Source organism: Pseudomonas sp. URMO17WK12:I6, assembly GCF_003253625.1.
GTDB lineage: Bacteria > Pseudomonadota > Gammaproteobacteria > Pseudomonadales > Pseudomonadaceae > Aquipseudomonas.
Window position 1 is genome coordinate 76,036 of record NZ_QKYZ01000016.1, and the last position, 16,031, is coordinate 92,066.

Annotated in this window: 12 protein-coding genes; 5 read left to right on the forward strand and 7 right to left on the reverse strand. The window is 59.6% G+C overall.

Going from position 1 to position 16,031, the window contains the following annotated elements; translation table 11 throughout:
- Nucleotides 1-27: 27 nt before the first annotated feature.
- The 5 genes from hisC to mtnA form a co-directional block, all read right to left on the reverse strand.
- Complete coding sequence (gene hisC / locus F475_RS24375) at nt 28-1,140, reverse strand: histidinol-phosphate transaminase (RefSeq protein WP_086944627.1); 1,113 nt, start codon at nt 1,138-1,140, stop codon at nt 28-30.
- Between the two features lie 12 nt (nt 1,141-1,152).
- Nucleotides 1,153-2,247, reverse strand: a complete 1,095-nt coding sequence (gene pheA / locus F475_RS24380; RefSeq protein WP_007899727.1) for a prephenate dehydratase — start codon at nt 2,245-2,247, stop codon at nt 1,153-1,155.
- A complete protein-coding gene (gene serC, locus F475_RS24385) occupies nt 2,247-3,332 on the reverse strand; it encodes a 3-phosphoserine/phosphohydroxythreonine transaminase (RefSeq protein ID WP_111454898.1) in 1,086 nt (361 codons plus the stop codon). The genes pheA and serC overlap by 1 nt, the downstream gene beginning before the upstream one ends.
- 219 nt (nt 3,333-3,551) lie before the next feature.
- The gene (gene gyrA / locus F475_RS24390; RefSeq protein WP_018929855.1) at nt 3,552-6,221 is read right to left on the reverse strand and encodes a DNA gyrase subunit A; all 2,670 of its coding nucleotides are present in this window, start codon (nt 6,219-6,221) and stop codon (nt 3,552-3,554) included.
- 336 nt (nt 6,222-6,557) lie between these two features.
- Nucleotides 6,558-7,634 (reverse strand): S-methyl-5-thioribose-1-phosphate isomerase, encoded by a 1,077-nt coding sequence (gene mtnA / locus F475_RS24395; RefSeq protein ID WP_018929856.1) that lies wholly within the window; start codon nt 7,632-7,634, stop codon nt 6,558-6,560.
- A 108-nt stretch (nt 7,635-7,742) separates the two neighbouring features.
- Here mtnA and F475_RS24400 point away from each other — a divergent pair, with 108 nt between their 5' ends.
- From F475_RS24400 to F475_RS24420, 5 genes are all read left to right on the forward strand, one after another.
- A complete protein-coding gene (locus F475_RS24400) occupies nt 7,743-9,077 on the forward strand; it encodes a TRZ/ATZ family hydrolase (protein WP_086944625.1) in 1,335 nt (444 codons plus the stop codon).
- 57 nt (nt 9,078-9,134) lie between these two features.
- Nucleotides 9,135-9,833 carry a bifunctional 2-polyprenyl-6-hydroxyphenol methylase/3-demethylubiquinol 3-O-methyltransferase UbiG gene (ubiG, locus tag F475_RS24405; protein WP_018929858.1) on the forward strand — a complete coding sequence of 233 codons (699 nt, stop codon included), beginning with the start codon at nt 9,135-9,137 and terminating at the stop codon, nt 9,831-9,833.
- A gap of 4 nt (nt 9,834-9,837) precedes the next feature.
- Complete coding sequence (gene mupP, locus F475_RS24410; protein WP_018929859.1) at nt 9,838-10,509, forward strand: N-acetylmuramic acid 6-phosphate phosphatase MupP; 672 nt, start codon at nt 9,838-9,840, stop codon at nt 10,507-10,509.
- 82 nt (nt 10,510-10,591) lie between these two features.
- Nucleotides 10,592-11,332: a YciK family oxidoreductase gene (locus F475_RS24415; protein ID WP_007939907.1), complete on the forward strand. Its 741-nt coding sequence runs from the start codon at nt 10,592-10,594 to the stop codon at nt 11,330-11,332.
- A 374-nt stretch (nt 11,333-11,706) separates the two neighbouring features.
- Nucleotides 11,707-12,633, forward strand: coding sequence for a GGDEF domain-containing protein (locus tag F475_RS24420; protein ID WP_018929860.1), 927 nt, complete (start codon nt 11,707-11,709; stop codon nt 12,631-12,633).
- Nucleotides 12,634-12,693: 60 nt separating this feature from the next.
- Here the strand turns inward: F475_RS24420 and F475_RS24425 are convergent, their stop codons facing one another.
- The gene (locus F475_RS24425; RefSeq protein ID WP_218584820.1) at nt 12,694-13,455 is read right to left on the reverse strand and encodes a TenA family transcriptional regulator; all 762 of its coding nucleotides are present in this window, start codon (nt 13,453-13,455) and stop codon (nt 12,694-12,696) included.
- Between the two features lie 77 nt (nt 13,456-13,532).
- Nucleotides 13,533-15,992, reverse strand: a complete 2,460-nt coding sequence (locus F475_RS24430) for an EAL domain-containing protein (RefSeq protein WP_111454899.1) — start codon at nt 15,990-15,992, stop codon at nt 13,533-13,535.
- Nucleotides 15,993-16,031: the final 39 nt, after the last annotated feature.

Consider the following 16,031-nt stretch of genomic DNA (forward strand, 5'->3'; position numbering starts at 1 on the left):
GGTTCAGCAGATTGCAGTGCAGTGACATCAACCACGAGCCATAACCTTGGTCAGCGCCTCGAGGAAGCGGCTGTTTTCCGCTGGCAAACCGATGGTGATGCGCAGGTGATTCGGCATGCCGTAGTTGGCCACCGGACGCACGATCACGCCTTCGCGCAGCAACCCCTGGAAAACCGGGGCAGCAACGCGACCCAGATCGACACAGATGAAGTTGCCTCTGGATGGAATCCAGCTCAGCCCCAACTCACGGAAACCCGCCTCAAGCTGCTGCATGCCGGATTGGTTCAGGCGACGGCTTTCAGCCAGGTACTCGACGTCTTGCAGCGCGGCACAAGCGGCGGCCAGCGCAAGGCTGTTAACGTTGAACGGCTGACGCACGCGATTGAGCACATCGGCGACGATGGCCGAGGACAAACCGTAGCCGACCCGCAGCGACGCCAGACCATAGGCCTTGGAGAAGGTGCGCGAGACCAGCAGGTTCGGATAGGCCGCCAGATAGTCCAGGCCATCCGGCAAGTCGCTGCCTTCGGCGTACTCGATGTAGGCCTCGTCCAGCACCACCAGCACATGGGCCGGAACGTCCTGCAGGAATTCATCCAGCGCCTCGGCATCGAACCAGGTCCCGGTCGGGTTGTTCGGGTTGGCGATGAACACCACGCGGGTATCGGCATCGATCGCGGCCAGCATCGCCGGCAGATCATGACCCCAGTCTTTGGCCGGGATCACTTTTGCCTGGGCACCAACGGCCTGGGTCGCGATCGGATAGACCGCAAACGCATGCTCGCTGAACACCGCGTTCAGGCCCGGCGCCAGATAGGCACGCGCCACCAGCTCCAGAATATCGTTGGAGCCGTTGCCCAGCGTCACTTGGTTCAGCTCGACGCGACACTGATCGGCCAACAGGGTTTTGAGCGCAAAACCATTGCCGTCCGGATAGCGGGTCAGCTCGGCCAGCGCTTCGCGAATCGCCGCCAGCGCCTTGGGACTGGCGCCCAACGGGTTTTCGTTGCTCGCCAGCTTGACGATGCTGGCCGGATCGAGGTTCAGCTCACGGGCCAGTTCGTCCACAGGCTTACCCGGAACGTAAGGCGAAAGTTGTTGCACGCCCGGCTGTGCCAGAGCGAGGAAGTTGCCACTCATTTGCTACCGCCCTTAGAGAACTGCTTTCGGGTAGGAACCCAGCACTTTGAGTGCCACCGCTTCCTGACTGATCTTTTCCAGCACACCTTTGACCAGCGGGTCGCGGTGATGGCCGACGAAGTCGATGAAGAACACGTAGGTCCATTTACCGCTGCGCGACGGACGGGTCTCGATCCGTGTCAGATCGATGCCATTGTCGTGGAACGGCACCAGCAACTCGTGGAGAGCGCCGGGCTTGTTGCTCATGGAAACGATGATCGAGGTCTTGTCATCACCGGTCGGCGGCACTTCCTGGCTGCCGATCATCAGGAATCGCGTGGAGTTGTCCGGGCGATCCTCGATTTTCTCAGCCAGACGGGTCAACCCGTAGAGGCCGGCAGCCATGTCGCCGGCAATCGCTGCCGAGTTCCACTCACCCTTGACCCGTTTGGCCGCTTCGGCGTTGCTGGACACCGCCACGCGCTCGACATTCGGGTAATGGGCGTCCAGCCACTTGCGGCACTGGGCCAGGGACTGGGCGTGGGAATAGATGCGGCTGATGCTGTCGGTCTTGGTGTTTTCGCCAACCAACAGGTGATGGTGAATACGCAGCTCGACTTCGCCACAGATCACCATGTCGTGCTCGAGGAAGCTGTCGAGGGTGTGGTTGACCGCGCCTTCGGTGGAGTTTTCCACCGGGACCACGCCAAAGTTCACCGCACCGGCCGCCACTTCACGGAACACTTCGTCGATCGCCGCCATTGGCTTGCTGATCACCGCGTGACCGAAGTGCTTCATGGCCGCAGCCTGAGTGAAGGTACCTTCAGGGCCGAGGTAAGCCACTTTCAGCGGCTGCTCGAGGGCCAGGCACGAGGACATGATTTCGCGGAACAGCCGCGCCATCTCTTCGTTGCCCAGCGGCCCCTGGTTACGCTCCATCACGCGCTTGAGCACCTGAGCTTCACGCTCAGGACGATAGAACACCGGCACTTCGCCTTCGGCCAGCGAGGCCATCTTTACTCGCGCAACTTCCTGGGCGCAGCGTGCGCGCTCACTGATCAGCTCCAGGACCTTTTCGTCCAGAGCATCAATGCGCAGGCGCAGTGCCTTGAGTTCTTGCTCAGACATTAGCCGTGTTCCTTCTCGAACTCTGCCATGTACGAAACCAGTGCGTTGACCGCAACGATATCGACGGCGTTATAGATGGAGGCACGCATGCCGCCCACGGAACGGTGACCTTTGAGGTTCAACAGGCCACGTTCGTCGGCACCGGCCAAGAACGGCTTGTCGAGACGATCGTCGGCCAGACGGAACGGCACGTTCATCCACGAGCGGTCCGACTTGTTGATCGGGTTGCTGTACAAGCCGCTGGCGTCGATGAAGTCGTACAGCGTGCGCTGCTTCACTTCATTGAGCTTGCCGATGGCTTCGACGCCGCCCTGCTCTTTCAGCCACTCGAACACCAGGCCGGACAAGTACCAGGCCAGGGTTGGCGGCGTGTTGTACATCGAGCCGTTGTCGGCCGCGACCTTGTAGTTGAGCATGGTCGGGCAGATGGAGCGGGCTTTACCCAGCAGGTCTTCGCGAACGATGTTGACGACGATGCCGCTCGGACCGATGTTTTTCTGGGCCCCGGCGTAGATCATGCCGAAACGCGAGACATCCACCGGGCGCGAAAGAATGTCCGAGGACATGTCGGCGACCAGCGGCACATCACCGGTTTCCGGGATCCACTGGAATTCCAGGCCGCCGATGGTTTCGTTCGGCGCGTAGTGAACGTAGGCCGCATCTTTCGACAGGTTCCATTCGTTCTGACCGGGAATAGCGAAATAGTCGTAAGGCTTGGCGGTTGCGGCAACGTTGACGTGGCCGTAGCGCGAGGCTTCTTCGATCGCCTTCTGAGACCAGATACCGGTGTCGATATAGTCGGCGGTGCCGCTTTCCGGCAACAGGTTCAGCGGAATCTGAGCAAATTGCTGGCTCGCGCCACCTTGCAGAAACAGCACTTTATAGTTCGAGGGGATATTCAGCAGATCACGCAGATCCTGCTCGGCCTTGGTGGCAATGGACACGAACTCATCGCTGCGATGGCTCATTTCCATAACCGACAGGCCCTTGCCGTGCCAATCAAGGAGTTCAGCCTGGGCGCGCTTCAGGACAGCTTCGGGAAGCGCCGCAGGACCGGCACAGAAGTTATAGGCTCTCTTGCTCACATCCAATCTCGCTCTGATTTGGTGGTATCACGCAATAAATCTGTAGGAGCTGTCGAGCAGAGCGAGGCTGCGATCTTTTAGTGCTGAGCGAAAGCAAGAGCCAGATCAAGAGATCGCAGCATCGCTTCGCTCGACAACTCCTACATAAAAAACAATTCCACAGCTCCCTGAGGACAAACAACAAGGGGGCGAATCTTCATCCGCCCCCTGCTTGCCCGCTTACTCCTGCGGCTCTTCGTCGGCGGCGGCGTCGAGTTGCTGGTCGTCGGCAACATCGTCGATCACGACCTCACCCTCGAACACTGCACCCTCTTCACCTGCAAGCCCTTCGCCTTCCAGCTCTTCGCCTTCGACTTCCGACGGCTCCTGAACCCGCTCCAGGCCCACCAGCGTTTCATCGTTGGCCAGCTTGATCAGGGTCACGCCCTGGGTGTTACGGCCCAGGCTGGACACTTCGTCGACGCGGGTACGAACCAACGTACCCTGGTCGGAAATCAGCATGATTTCCTCGCCGTCGAGCACTTGGACCGCGCCGACCAGACGACCGTTACGCTCGTTGCTGACCATGGCGATAACGCCCTGACCGCCACGCTTGTACTCAGGGAACTCGGTGATCGCGGTGCGCTTGCCGAAACCACGCGCCGAAGCGGTGAGGATCTGGCTGCCTTCTTCAGGGATCAGCATGGAAATCAGCTTCTGGCCTTCCGGCAGACGCATACCGCGGACACCGCGAGCGGTACGGCCCATGGCGCGAACGTCGGTTTCCTTGAAGCGAGTCACCTTGCCGCCGTCGGAGAACAGCATGACTTCGCGATCGCCATCGGTAATGGCCGCAGAGATCAGTACGTCGCCTTCATCCAGCTCCAGCGCGATCAGACCGACGCTGCGTTGACGACTGAAGGATTCCAGCGGGGTCTTCTTCACGGTGCCTTTGGCAGTGGCCATGAAGATGAAGTGACCTTCGGTGTATTCCTCGACCGGCAGCATGGTGGTGATGTATTCATCACTGTCCAGCGGCAGCAGGTTGACCAGCGGACGACCACGGGCCGCGCGGGAGGCTTCCGGGATTTCGTAGGTTTTCAGCCAGTACACTTTACCTTTGCTGGAGAACAGCAGCAGCGTGGTGTGGCTGTTGGCGACCAGCAGGTGAGCGATGTAGTCCTCATCCTTCACGCCGGTAGCCGATTTACCTTTACCGCCACGACGCTGAGCCTGGTACGCAGCCAAAGGCTGGGTCTTGGCGTAGCCACCGTGGGAAATGGTCACGACGCGCTCTTCTTCCGGGATCATGTCGCCCAGGGTCAGGTCGAGACGGGCATCGAGAATCTCGGTGCGACGCACATCGCCGTACTCGGCACGGATCACTTCCAACTCTTCGCGGATCACTTCCATCAGGCGCGTGGCGCTGTTGAGGATGCGGATCAGCTCGCCGATCTGGTTGAGGATCTCTTGATACTCGGCCAGCAGCTTCTCGTGCTCCAGACCGGTCAGACGGTGCAGACGCAGTTCCAGAATGGCTTGCGCCTGCTCTGGCGACAGGAAGTACTTGCCGTCGCGCAGGCCGTATTGTGGATCGAGGTTTTCCGGACGGCACGAATCGGCACCGGCACGTTCAACCATTGCAACCACCGCGGAGGACTCCCACGGCGTGCTGATCAGCGCTTCCTTGGCTTCCGACGGGGTCGGCGAAGCCTTGATCAGGGCGATGACCGGGTCGATGTTCGACAGGGCAACCGCTTGACCTTCCAGGATGTGGCCACGTTCGCGCGCTTTACGCAGTTCGAACACGGTACGGCGGGTCACGACTTCGCGACGGTGACGAACGAAGGCTTCCAGCAGATCCTTGAGGTTGAGGATCCGCGGACGGCCGTCGATCAGCGCAACGATGTTGATGCCGAACACGCTTTGCAGCTGAGTCTGGGCGTAGAGGTTGTTGAGGATCACCTCAGGCACTTCGCCGCGACGCAGCTCGATCACGACGCGCATACCGTCCTTGTCGGACTCGTCGCGCAGCTCGGTGATGCCTTCAAGCTTCTTCTCTTTGACCAGCTCGGCGATCTTCTCGATCAGACGGGCCTTGTTCAGCTGGTAAGGGAGTTCGGTAATGACGATCTGCTGACGGCCACCGACCTTGTCGATGTCTTCGATGATTGAGCGGGCACGCATGTAAATGCGCCCGCGACCGGTGCGGTAGGCTTCGATGATGCCGGCGCGACCGTTGATGATCGCGGCGGTCGGGAAGTCCGGACCGGGGATGTATTGCATCAGCTCATCGACAGTCAGCTCCGGATTGTCGATGAGTGCCAGGCAACCGTCGATGACTTCACCGAGGTTGTGCGGCGGAATGTTGGTCGCCATGCCCACGGCGATACCGCTGGAGCCGTTGACCAGCAGGTTGGGGATCTTGGTCGGCATGACCGCGGGAATCATTTCGGTGCCGTCGTAGTTCGGCACCCAGTCCACGGTTTCTTTATGCAGGTCGGCCAGCAGCTCGTGCGCCAACTTGGTCATGCGTACTTCGGTGTATCGCATGGCCGCGGCGTTGTCGCCGTCCACCGAACCGAAGTTGCCCTGACCGTCCACCAGCAGGTAACGCAGCGAGAATGGCTGCGCCATCCGAACGATGGTGTCGTACACCGCGGTATCACCGTGCGGGTGATACTTACCGATCACGTCACCGACAACACGGGCAGATTTCTTGTACGGCTTGTTGAAGTCGTTGCCCAGCTCGCTCATCGCGAACAGCACACGCCGGTGCACGGGCTTCAAGCCATCGCGCGCATCCGGCAGTGCCCGCCCGACAATAACGCTCATCGCGTAGTCGAGGTAGGACTGCTTCAGCTCGTCTTCGATATTGACCGGGAGGATTTCTTTGGCCAGTTCGCCCATGAGAAGCCTGATTCCTTTTTCTGGTGAAACTTCGTCACATCCATATGGGACGAACGAAGCTCGCCGGTACAGACTGAGTGCCATGCACCGACTTACGACAAATCAACGAGTTATGCCATGGATCTGCGCAGTAAAGGCAGCCACATCAGGCTACCCTGGAAACCGCCGGATGTTATCACAAGAGCCGCCACGCACCTATCCCCCAGATGCGCATGGAGCATAGTTAGTTGACCGGTGACAGGCTTGAAGGAGACGAGAGGGGCTTAGAGGCGTGATCAACCGGCATTCAACCGTATTTTTCACTTGTAAACACCGATTTCGTGCAGCCTGAATGATTTAATGCAGACGCTTGCGGCACATCAATTGAGCCATTTTCGCGGTGTCCGGGCGCTCGACGATGCCTTTTTCGGTGACGATCGCATCGATCAGGTCGGCCGGGGTCACGTCGAAAACCGGGTTGAACGCTTCCACATCTGCCCCCACCCGCTTGCCGCCAACTTCCAGCAACTCGCGGCCATCACGCTCTTCGATAGGAATCTCGTCGCCACTGGCCAGGTTCATGTCGATGGTCGAACTCGGTGCCACCACCATGAAGCGCACGCCGTGGTGCATGGCGTTGACCGCCAACTGGTAGGTACCGATCTTGTTCGCCACATCGCCATTGGCGGTAATCCGGTCGGCGCCGACGATCACCCAGGTCACACCCTTGGTTTTCATGATGTGCGCGGCAGCGGAATCGACATTGAGGGTCACCGGAATACCCTCATTGGCCAATTCCCACGCAGTCAATCGCGAACCTTGCAGCCATGGCCGGGTTTCGTCGGCGTAGACGCGCTCGACCATGCCTTCGATGAACGCCCCGCGAATCACCCCCAGCGCCGTGCCGAAACCACCGGTGGCCAGTGCACCGGTGTTGCAATGCGTAAGGATCGCCTGGGCGTTGCCTTGATGTTTGCGGATCAGGTCGACGCCCAACTGGGCCATGGTCAGGTTGGCTTCGCGATCACTTTCGTGGATGGCGATGGCTTCGGCTTCCAGCACCGACAACGGATCGGCGTGCTCCCTCAGGCGCTCAAGCCGCTCACGCATGCGACCCAAGGCCCAGAACAGATTGACCGCGGTCGGACGGGAGTCGGCCAGCAGCGCGAAATCCTCTTCCAGCGCCGCTTGCCAGTCGCCACCTTCGGCAAAACGGGTACGGGCCGCCAGCACCACGCCATAGGCCGCACTGATGCCAATAGCCGGCGCACCGCGCACCACCATCGAGCGAATGGCTTCGGCCACACCCGCAGCGCTGGTGTAGGCGATCCAGGTTTCCTCGAACGGCAAAATACGCTGATCCAGCAAGTACAGTGCGCCATCACGCCAATCGATGGCCTTCACCTTCTCCGCAGCCAACAGTCGATCGCGCATCCCACACCCCGCACTCATGAACAAAAGCCGCCGATTATAGCGATCCCCCCGCGAAGACGCTCGGGTATACTTCGCCATCCTTTACAAAAGCACTGGAACCGACTCTCGATGCCGACCCCCACCGCTGCGCTCGACCTATTATTGCTGCCAACCTGGCTGGTACCCGTCGAACCGGCTGGCGTGGTCCTTAAAGAGCATGCCCTGGGTATCCGCGACGGTCGTATCGTGTTTATCGGCCCACGCGCAGCAGCCTTGAAGCTTAACGCAGCCGAAGTGCGCGAATTGCCGGGCATGCTGCTCAGCCCGGGCCTGATCAATGCCCACGGGCATGCAGCAATGACGCTGTTCCGCGGCCTGGCCGACGATCTGCCGCTTATGACCTGGCTGGAAAACCACATCTGGCCGGCCGAAGCCAAATGGGTCGACGAGGCGTTCGTACGCGACGGCACGGACCTGGCCATCGCCGAGCAGATCAAAGGTGGCATCACCTGCTTCTCTGACATGTATTTCTTCCCGAAGGTCGCCAGCGAACGCGTACATAACAGCGGCATTCGCGCCCAGATCGCCATTCCGATCCTCGATTTCCCGATTCCAGGCGCCAGCACGGCGGATGAAGCCATTCGTCAGGGCGTCGAATTATTCGGCGATCTCAAGCATCACGAACGGATCAAAGTCACCTTCGGCCCCCATGCCCCGTACACCGTGGGTGACGAAAACCTGGAAAAAATCCGGGTGATCGCCGAAGAGCTGGACGCCTCGATTCACATGCATGTCCACGAAACCGCCTTCGAAGTGCAGCAGTCGGTGGAGCAGCGCGGCGAACGCCCGCTGGCCCGCCTCGGCCGCCTGGGCCTGCTCGGGCCGCGCTTCCAGGCCGTTCACATGACCCAGATCAGCGATGAAGACCTGGCGCTGCTGGTAGAAAGTAACACCAATGTGATTCATTGCCCGGAGTCGAACCTGAAGCTGGCCAGTGGCTTCTGCCCGGTCGAGCGCTTGTGGCAGGCTGGGGTGAATGTGGCAGTCGGCACCGATGGCGCGGCCAGCAATAATGACCTGGACCTGCTCGGTGAAACCCGCACCGCCGCATTGCTGGCCAAGGCTGTCGCCGGCTCGGCCACCGCGCTGGACGCCCATCGCGCCCTGCGCATGGCCACGCTCAATGGCGCCCGCGCGCTGGGAATCGAAGCGCAAACCGGTTCGCTGGAAGTCGGCAAGGCGGCAGACATCGTCGCATTCGACCTGTCGGGCCTGGCGCAGCAACCGGTCTACGACCCGGTTTCGCAACTTATATATGCCACTGGCCGCGACTGCGTGAAACACCTTTGGGTCGCCGGCAAGCAACTGCTCGACGACCGCCGCCTGACCCGCCTGGATGAAGCGCAACTGTGCGCCACCGCCAAGGCCTGGGGCAGGCGCATCAGCGGCCACACCGAATCGTAAGCACCCTGGACCAAAACCGGGGCAACAGAATTTTTCAAGTTTTAGAGGACTGACACCATGAGCAACGTCGACCACGCCGAAATCGCCAAATTCGAAGCCCTGGCCCATCGCTGGTGGGACCGCGAAAGCGAGTTCAAACCGCTGCACGACATCAACCCCCTGCGGGTCAACTGGATCGACGAGCGCGTCAATCTGGCCGGCAAGAAAGTCCTCGACGTCGGTTGCGGCGGCGGCATCCTCAGCGAAGCCATGGCCCAGCGCGGCGCCACCGTGATGGGCATCGACATGGGCGAAGCGCCGCTGGCGGTCGCGCAATTGCATCAACTGGAATCCGGCGTAAACGTCGAGTACCGGCAAATCACCGCCGAAGCGCTGGCCGAAGAAATGCCTGAGCAGTTCGACGTCGTTACCTGCCTGGAAATGCTTGAACACGTTCCGGATCCGTCCTCGGTGATCCGCGCCTGCTTCCGCATGGTCAAGCCTGGCGGCCAGGTATTCTTCTCCACCATCAACCGCAACCCGAAGGCCTATCTGTTCGCCATCGTCGGCGCCGAATACATCATGAAGCTGCTGCCGCGTGGCACTCACGACTTCAAGAAATTCATCCGCCCTTCCGAGCTCGGTGCCTGGAGTCGCATGGCCGGCCTGACCGTCAAGGACATCATCGGCCTGACCTACAACCCGCTGACCAAGCACTACAAACTGGCATCCGATGTCGACGTCAACTACATGATCCAGACCCTGCGCGAGGAGTAAGCCGATGCGTATCAGAGCAGTTCTTTTCGACATGGACGGCACCCTGCTCGACACTGCGCCGGACTTCATCGCCATCTGCCAGGCGATGCGTGCCGAGCGCGGTTTGCCGCCGATGAACGACAAGCACATCCGTGACGAGATCTCCGGCGGCGCCAGGGCGATGGTTGCAGTGACTTTCTCGATGGACCCGGAATCGCCGGGCTTCGAGGAGCTGCGCCTGGAGTTTCTGGAGCGCTATGTCAAAGGTTGCGCGGTGCACAGCAAGCTCTTCGACGGCATGGGCGAATTGCTGGCCGACATCGAGAAGGCCAACCTGATCTGGGGCGTGGTCACCAACAAGCCGCTGCGCTTCGCCGAGCCGATCATGCAGCAATTGGGGCTGGCCGAGCGTTCGGCGCTGCTGATCTGCCCGGATCATGTGAAGAACAGCAAACCGGACCCGGAGCCGTTGATCCTGGCGTGCAAGATGCTCGACCTCGATCCGGCCAGCGTGCTGTTCGTCGGCGATGACCTGCGCGATATCGAATCCGGCCGCGATGCCGGCACCAGAACAGCCGCCGTGACCTACGGCTACATTCATCCGGAGGATAACCCGCGGCATTGGGGCGCGGATGTGGTGGTCGATCATCCAATGGAGTTGCGCCTGGTGCTGGATAGCGCTTTGTGCAGTTGCTGATTACAGAGGCTTTTGTGGCGAGGGAGCTTGCTCCCTCGCCACAAATACGATGCCTGCCTGTTGAATTGTGTTGAGGTTTTTTATGTTTGATTATTCCGCCCGTCCTGAATTGCTCAAGGACCGGGTCATCCTGGTCACCGGCGCTGGCCGAGGCATCGGTGCTGCCGCCGCGAAAACCTACGCCGCTCATGGCGCCACCGTGTTGCTGCTGGGCAAGACCGAAGCCAATCTGACTCAGGTATACGACGAAATCGAAGCGGCCGGGCATCCACAACCGGTGGTGATCCCGTTCAACCTGGAAACCGCCCTGCCCCACCAATACGATGAACTGGCGGCCATGATCGAAACCGAATTCGGCCACCTCGACGGCCTGCTTCACAACGCGTCGATCATCGGCCCACGCACACCGATCGAGCAGTTGTCCGGCGAGAACTTCATGCGCGTCATGCAGGTCAACGTCAACGCCATGTTCATGCTCACCAGCACCCTGCTGCCGCTGCTCAAGCTATCGCAGGACGCCTCGGTGGTGTTCACCTCCAGCAGCGTCGGTCGCAAGGGTCGTGCGTATTGGGGCGCTTACGGCGTGTCCAAGTTCGCCACCGAAGGCCTGATGCAAACCCTGGCCGACGAAGTAGACACCGTCGCCCCCGTGCGCTCCAACAGCATCAACCCCGGCGCCACCCGCACCAGCATGCGCGCTCAGGCCTACCCTGGGGAAAATCCGCTGAACAACCCGACACCCGAGGAGATCATGCCGGTCTACCTTTACTTGATGGGGCCGGACAGTACCGGCATCAACGGTCAGGCGTTCGACGCTCAGTAATGCCCGTGCGTCGCTTTTGTGCCGCGACGACTTCCCGTCGCGGCACGCAAAGCCCGTGATAACTGTTGCTGTTTCAAGTCAAATAAATGCCAATACCCCCGACACCATCCTTCGCAACCTCCCAAACCTTGTTGATTTAGAACGCTTTTTAACCGACTGAACCGAATGGCACGACTTTCGCTCTAATTTTGCTCAGACACGCCGTGTGAAAGCAGACGGGGCAGAGCTCGAGCCGAGAGGTTACTAATCTTCGGCAAAGCGGACTAAACTCGTGCCAAATGTCCTACGGGACTGATGGACCAGTATGACGCGCAGCCCAAAGCCGCTCTCACCCAGCCTGTAAGACAGTCTTACTGTTTAGGGGCTCACGCCATATGAAATCGCCTTCCCAGACCAACGCAATTGACTTCGACAGCGCCAAATTGCAACGCCTGGGCTTTGGTCAGCAGCCTCCCCTTCTGGAGCGGCCCGTCAGTCTTGCGCAGTTGCGTCAGGAGCTGGGCCTGCAACTGCAAACCAGTCTTGAGCCGCAACGCATTCTCGGACTTTTCTTCCGTGAAATTCAGCGCCTTGTACCGCTGGATGCCTTGAATTATGAGCATCAGCCCAGCGACTTGCGCCTGCAGTTCGGCCAGCGAGGTCATCATTCGATCAGCTACAGCCTCAGTCATGAAGGCGAGCAATTGGGTGAACTGGTGTTCCGTCGCAATCAGCGTTTCAGCGATGAAGAGCAAGGCCATCTGGAATCGCTGTTATCAGCGCTTCTCTACCCGATGCGCAATGCCCTGCTCTACCGTGCCGCCACCCAAAGCGCCTTGCGCGACCCGCTGACCGACACCGGCAATCGCATCGCGATGGATCAGACGCTGCAACGGGAAATCGAGATGTCGCGCCGACACTCACAGCCCCTGTCGCTGCTGATGCTGGACATCGATCACTTCAAACAGATCAACGACACCTACGGGCACAGCGCCGGCGATGAAGTGCTCAAGGCCGTCGCGGCCTCGATCAAAAGCCAGTTGCGTAACGTGGACATGGTGTTCCGGTTTGGAGGCGAAGAATTCATGATCCTGCTGTCCAACACCAGCCGGGAAGCCGCGGCCATGGTCGGCGAACGACTGCGGTTCGCTGCGCAGGCCCAGGACTATGTGGCCGAAGGCAAGACCATCGAACTGACGGTCAGCCTGGGTTGCTCGACCCTGCTGCCCGGCGAGTCTGCCGAGAGCCTGTTGCGACGAGCCGACAGTGCGCTGTATGTGGCCAAGCGCGAGGGGCGTAACCGGTTGGCGATGGCGGGGTAGATATTTTTGAAGAGATCGCAGCCTACGGCAGCTCCTACGAGCTGCCGTAGGCTGCGTCTTTTAGCTCTCGGCCAACGCCATCCGCTCACGGACTACCGGGGCTTTTGCCGCCAGTTCCAACTGCATGCATCGCTCCAGGAACAGGTACATGTAGTCGTAACTTTTGCAGACTGCCTGACGCAATTCCATTTGCAGGGATTTGCTCGGGTTCAGCCCCGCCAGGGTGCAGATGATTTCCAGCGCTTCCCAAGGATGGGCATCGTCGTACTGGGCGTGCATCTTCAACCACTTCATGGCCCGCTTGCGATCTTCCTCGGGGAACGATGCCGCATAGACACCACTGGAACAGACCAGCGCCGACCACTCCCCGGTAGCACCCTCGATGGCATAGTTGGTGGCGGCGATAGCCACGATCAGCGAGTCCGACGAACTGGTGTGCCAGCACCAGTGACTCAAGGCGTGAAGTTCAGGGGCAACCTGTTGCGCCTGCAGATCTTCCAGGCTGATACCGTGAGCACGGCTCCAGTGCACCCAGTAATCGGCATGGTTCAGTTCGACGCGAATATTGCGCATCAGCCAGCGACGCGCCATGTCTTCGCCGGGGTGGCGTGCAAAACGGGTCTTGGCCAGGTTCTGTGCCATGTATAAGGCGAACTGTTCGACCACCGGCCAGCCACCAATGAGGTACTGACGCATGGTTTTTGCGCTGAGCTTGTTATCGCGCATCCGCTGGTACAGTTCATGTTCGACGACGCGGCGCTTGCTCTCACTGCAATCCTGAATCAATTGCTGAGCCCAGGCGGGGTAACTTGCAGCTTCCATGAGGGGTCCGGTTCTGTTGAATGTGTCGATCACTGTCGCGCTCCTTTTGATTGTGATTTTCAGATCAACAAGAGATTTCAACGGAACGTGCCGGGCGCCTTGAATAACAAAGGCCGGGGCCTGGCAGGACGACTTTGTAAACTGTCGCAGGTAAACAGATGCGGGCGTTCAATCAGATACCCTTGAGCGTAATCCACCCCGATCTCCAGCAATGCCTGCTCGATCTGAGGTGTTTCAACGAACTCGGCAATCGTACGCTTACCCATGACATGCCCGATGTGATTGATCACTTCGACCATGGCGCGGTTAATCGGGTCGTCCAGCATATCCTTTACGAAACTCCCGTCGATCTTCAGGAAGTCTACAGGTAAATGTTTCAAGTAAGCGAATGAGGACATACCGGCGCAGAAGTCATCTAATGAGAAGTGGCAACCTAAGCCTTTGAGTTCATTAATAAATCTAATCGCGCTAGGCAAGTTGGAAATCGCGCTGGTTTCTGTAATTTCAAAACAAATCATTTCAGGCGGAATTGAATATGCAACAAACTGTTCACGAAGGAAGTCCAGAAACGCCTCATCTCCGATAGTAATACCTGACAGATTTATCGCACACATGGCCAGGGGCTCTTCGCCCTCTTGGGCGATGGCCTGGGCAATGACCTTGAAAACGTTCTGCACCACCCAGCGGTCAAGCGACGTCATCAAACCATAACGCTCGGCGGCCGGAATGAAACTGTCCGGCAGAATCATGCGCCCGGCTTCGTCATGCAGGCGCAGCAGGATTTCGATATGTCCGCCGTCTCGCTCGCCAAGGCCCAGAGGCGCGATTTCCTGGGAGTACAGGCAGAAACGGTCCTCCTCCAACGCCATGTGCAGGCGCTGCACCCAGGCCATCTCGCCAAAGCGCAGGGACAGTTCCGAATCGTCGGCGTGATAGACCTGAACCCGGTTGCGGCCCTTTTCCTTGGCCATGTAACAGGCCATATCAGCGGCTCGCAGCGAGGCCTCGAGGGTGGCCGGACTCTGAGTGACGTGCACCAGACCAATGCTCACCGTGGTCACGAACGGTCGGCCTTTCCAGACAAAATGCAGGTTCTGCACAGTCTGGCGCAGGACTTCGGCAATTTTCTCAGCCGCTTCCGGCGCACAGTTTTCCAACAGAATGCCGAACTCGTCACCACCCAATCGGGCCAGGGTGTCGCCTTCGCGCAATCCTGATTGCAGCAACGCACAAATATGCCGCAACAACTCATCGCCGGCAGCATGACCGCAGGTGTCGTTGACCAGTTTGAATTGATCCAGATCGAGGAACATCAAGGCGTGACGTCCCGCTTGTCGCATCAGGCCATGCAGGGCCTGTTCCAGGCGATATTCGAATTCGCGGCGGTTGGCCAGCCCGGTCAAGGCGTCATGGGTCGCCTGCCAGGACAGATTGGCGATGTACTGCCGCTCCTGGGTCATGTCATGCAGCACCAGCACGGTGCCACTGACCTTGCCCGCGTTACGGATCGGCGCACCGACCAGGGTGACCGAAACCGTGCTGCCATCCAGTCGCTGGATCAGTTTGGAATGTTCGCTGCCGCCGCTGAGCTGGCCGCTCAAAATGTGTTCGATCAAGGTAAAACCGTCGGCCTGAGCGTTCTCGTCCAGCAGATTGAACAGCGCCGCCAATGGCAACCCCGTCGCCTGTTCGGCCTTCCAGTGAGTCAAGGCCTCGGCGGCCGGGTTCATGTAGGCAATCGCGCCCTCGACGTCGGTGGTGATCACCCCGTCGCCAATCGATTGCAGGGTGATCTGCGCCCGGTCTTTCTCCAACTGCAAGGCATCGGCGAAGGCATGCCGCTGTTCGAGCAGTTTGTGGGTACGCAGCAACGCCAGCACGATCAGGCCCAGCGCGGTGGCGAGGTTCGTCGCCAGCAGCAGCCGGAGAATCATGCGCGAGCCCTCGCCCAAGGCATCGCTGAACGCTTTGGCAGGGGGCGTCACACCATCGTTGATGGCCAAAATCTGCACCTTCCAGCGCTTGATGTCGGCATCGGTGGCCTGGTTATCGACGATACCCTGATGCATTTCCCGCGCGACGTCATCGAGCCGCACCAGATACGCGTCACCGATCGTCCAGAGCTCGATGGCTTTTTCCAGGTAACTGAAATGCCGGAAATTGAGGTACAGCCAAATCAGGCTGGGGACGTCGTCCGGGTGATTGCCGCCCTTGAGAATCGCGAGCCGCGCGGCCTCGATATTCGGTGGCTGATGATCCAGCGCCATACGCAACTCATGGCCGCCCTGAGGCACGGCAATCGCGTTCTGGTATTTGAGAAAAATCGTCTCGTCGCGACTGTCGGCGTAGAGATTGAGGTAATAGATGGCGTCTTTCTGGCCCTTGGACCACAGGCTCTCACCGCCGACGTAGCCACGAACCGCTGAAAGAACGTAAAGACTGACGCCGCCCAACAGTGCCTGAAACAACACAACGGCAATAAATGGCCAGACGATGCCCAACAGCCGTGGCGTTCCGAGAGTCCGCGCTTGATTCATGAGGTCCCTTGTTTTAGCACCGCCAGATCATCATCCAAC

Bases quoted from the DNA above. Each gene is read 5' to 3' on its own strand.
- hisC (WP_086944627.1), bottom strand. From the start codon at position 1,140: ATGAGTGGCAACTTCCTCGCTCTGGCACAGCCGGGCGTGCAACAACTT.
- pheA (WP_007899727.1), bottom strand. From the start codon at position 2,247: ATGTCTGAGCAAGAACTCAAGGCACTGCGCCTGCGCATTGATGCTCTG.
- gyrA (WP_018929855.1), bottom strand. From the start codon at position 6,221: ATGGGCGAACTGGCCAAAGAAATCCTCCCGGTCAATATCGAAGACGAG.
- mtnA (WP_018929856.1), bottom strand. From the start codon at position 7,634: ATGCGCGATCGACTGTTGGCTGCGGAGAAGGTGAAGGCCATCGATTGG.
- F475_RS24400 (WP_086944625.1), top strand. From the start codon at position 7,743: ATGCCGACCCCCACCGCTGCGCTCGACCTATTATTGCTGCCAACCTGG.
- ubiG (WP_018929858.1), top strand. From the start codon at position 9,135: ATGAGCAACGTCGACCACGCCGAAATCGCCAAATTCGAAGCCCTGGCC.
- mupP (WP_018929859.1), top strand. From the start codon at position 9,838: ATGCGTATCAGAGCAGTTCTTTTCGACATGGACGGCACCCTGCTCGAC.
- F475_RS24415 (WP_007939907.1), top strand. From the start codon at position 10,592: ATGTTTGATTATTCCGCCCGTCCTGAATTGCTCAAGGACCGGGTCATC.
- F475_RS24420 (WP_018929860.1), top strand. From the start codon at position 11,707: ATGAAATCGCCTTCCCAGACCAACGCAATTGACTTCGACAGCGCCAAA.
- F475_RS24425 (WP_218584820.1), bottom strand. From the start codon at position 13,455: ATGGAAGCTGCAAGTTACCCCGCCTGGGCTCAGCAATTGATTCAGGAT.
- F475_RS24430 (WP_111454899.1), bottom strand. From the start codon at position 15,992: ATGAATCAAGCGCGGACTCTCGGAACGCCACGGCTGTTGGGCATCGTC.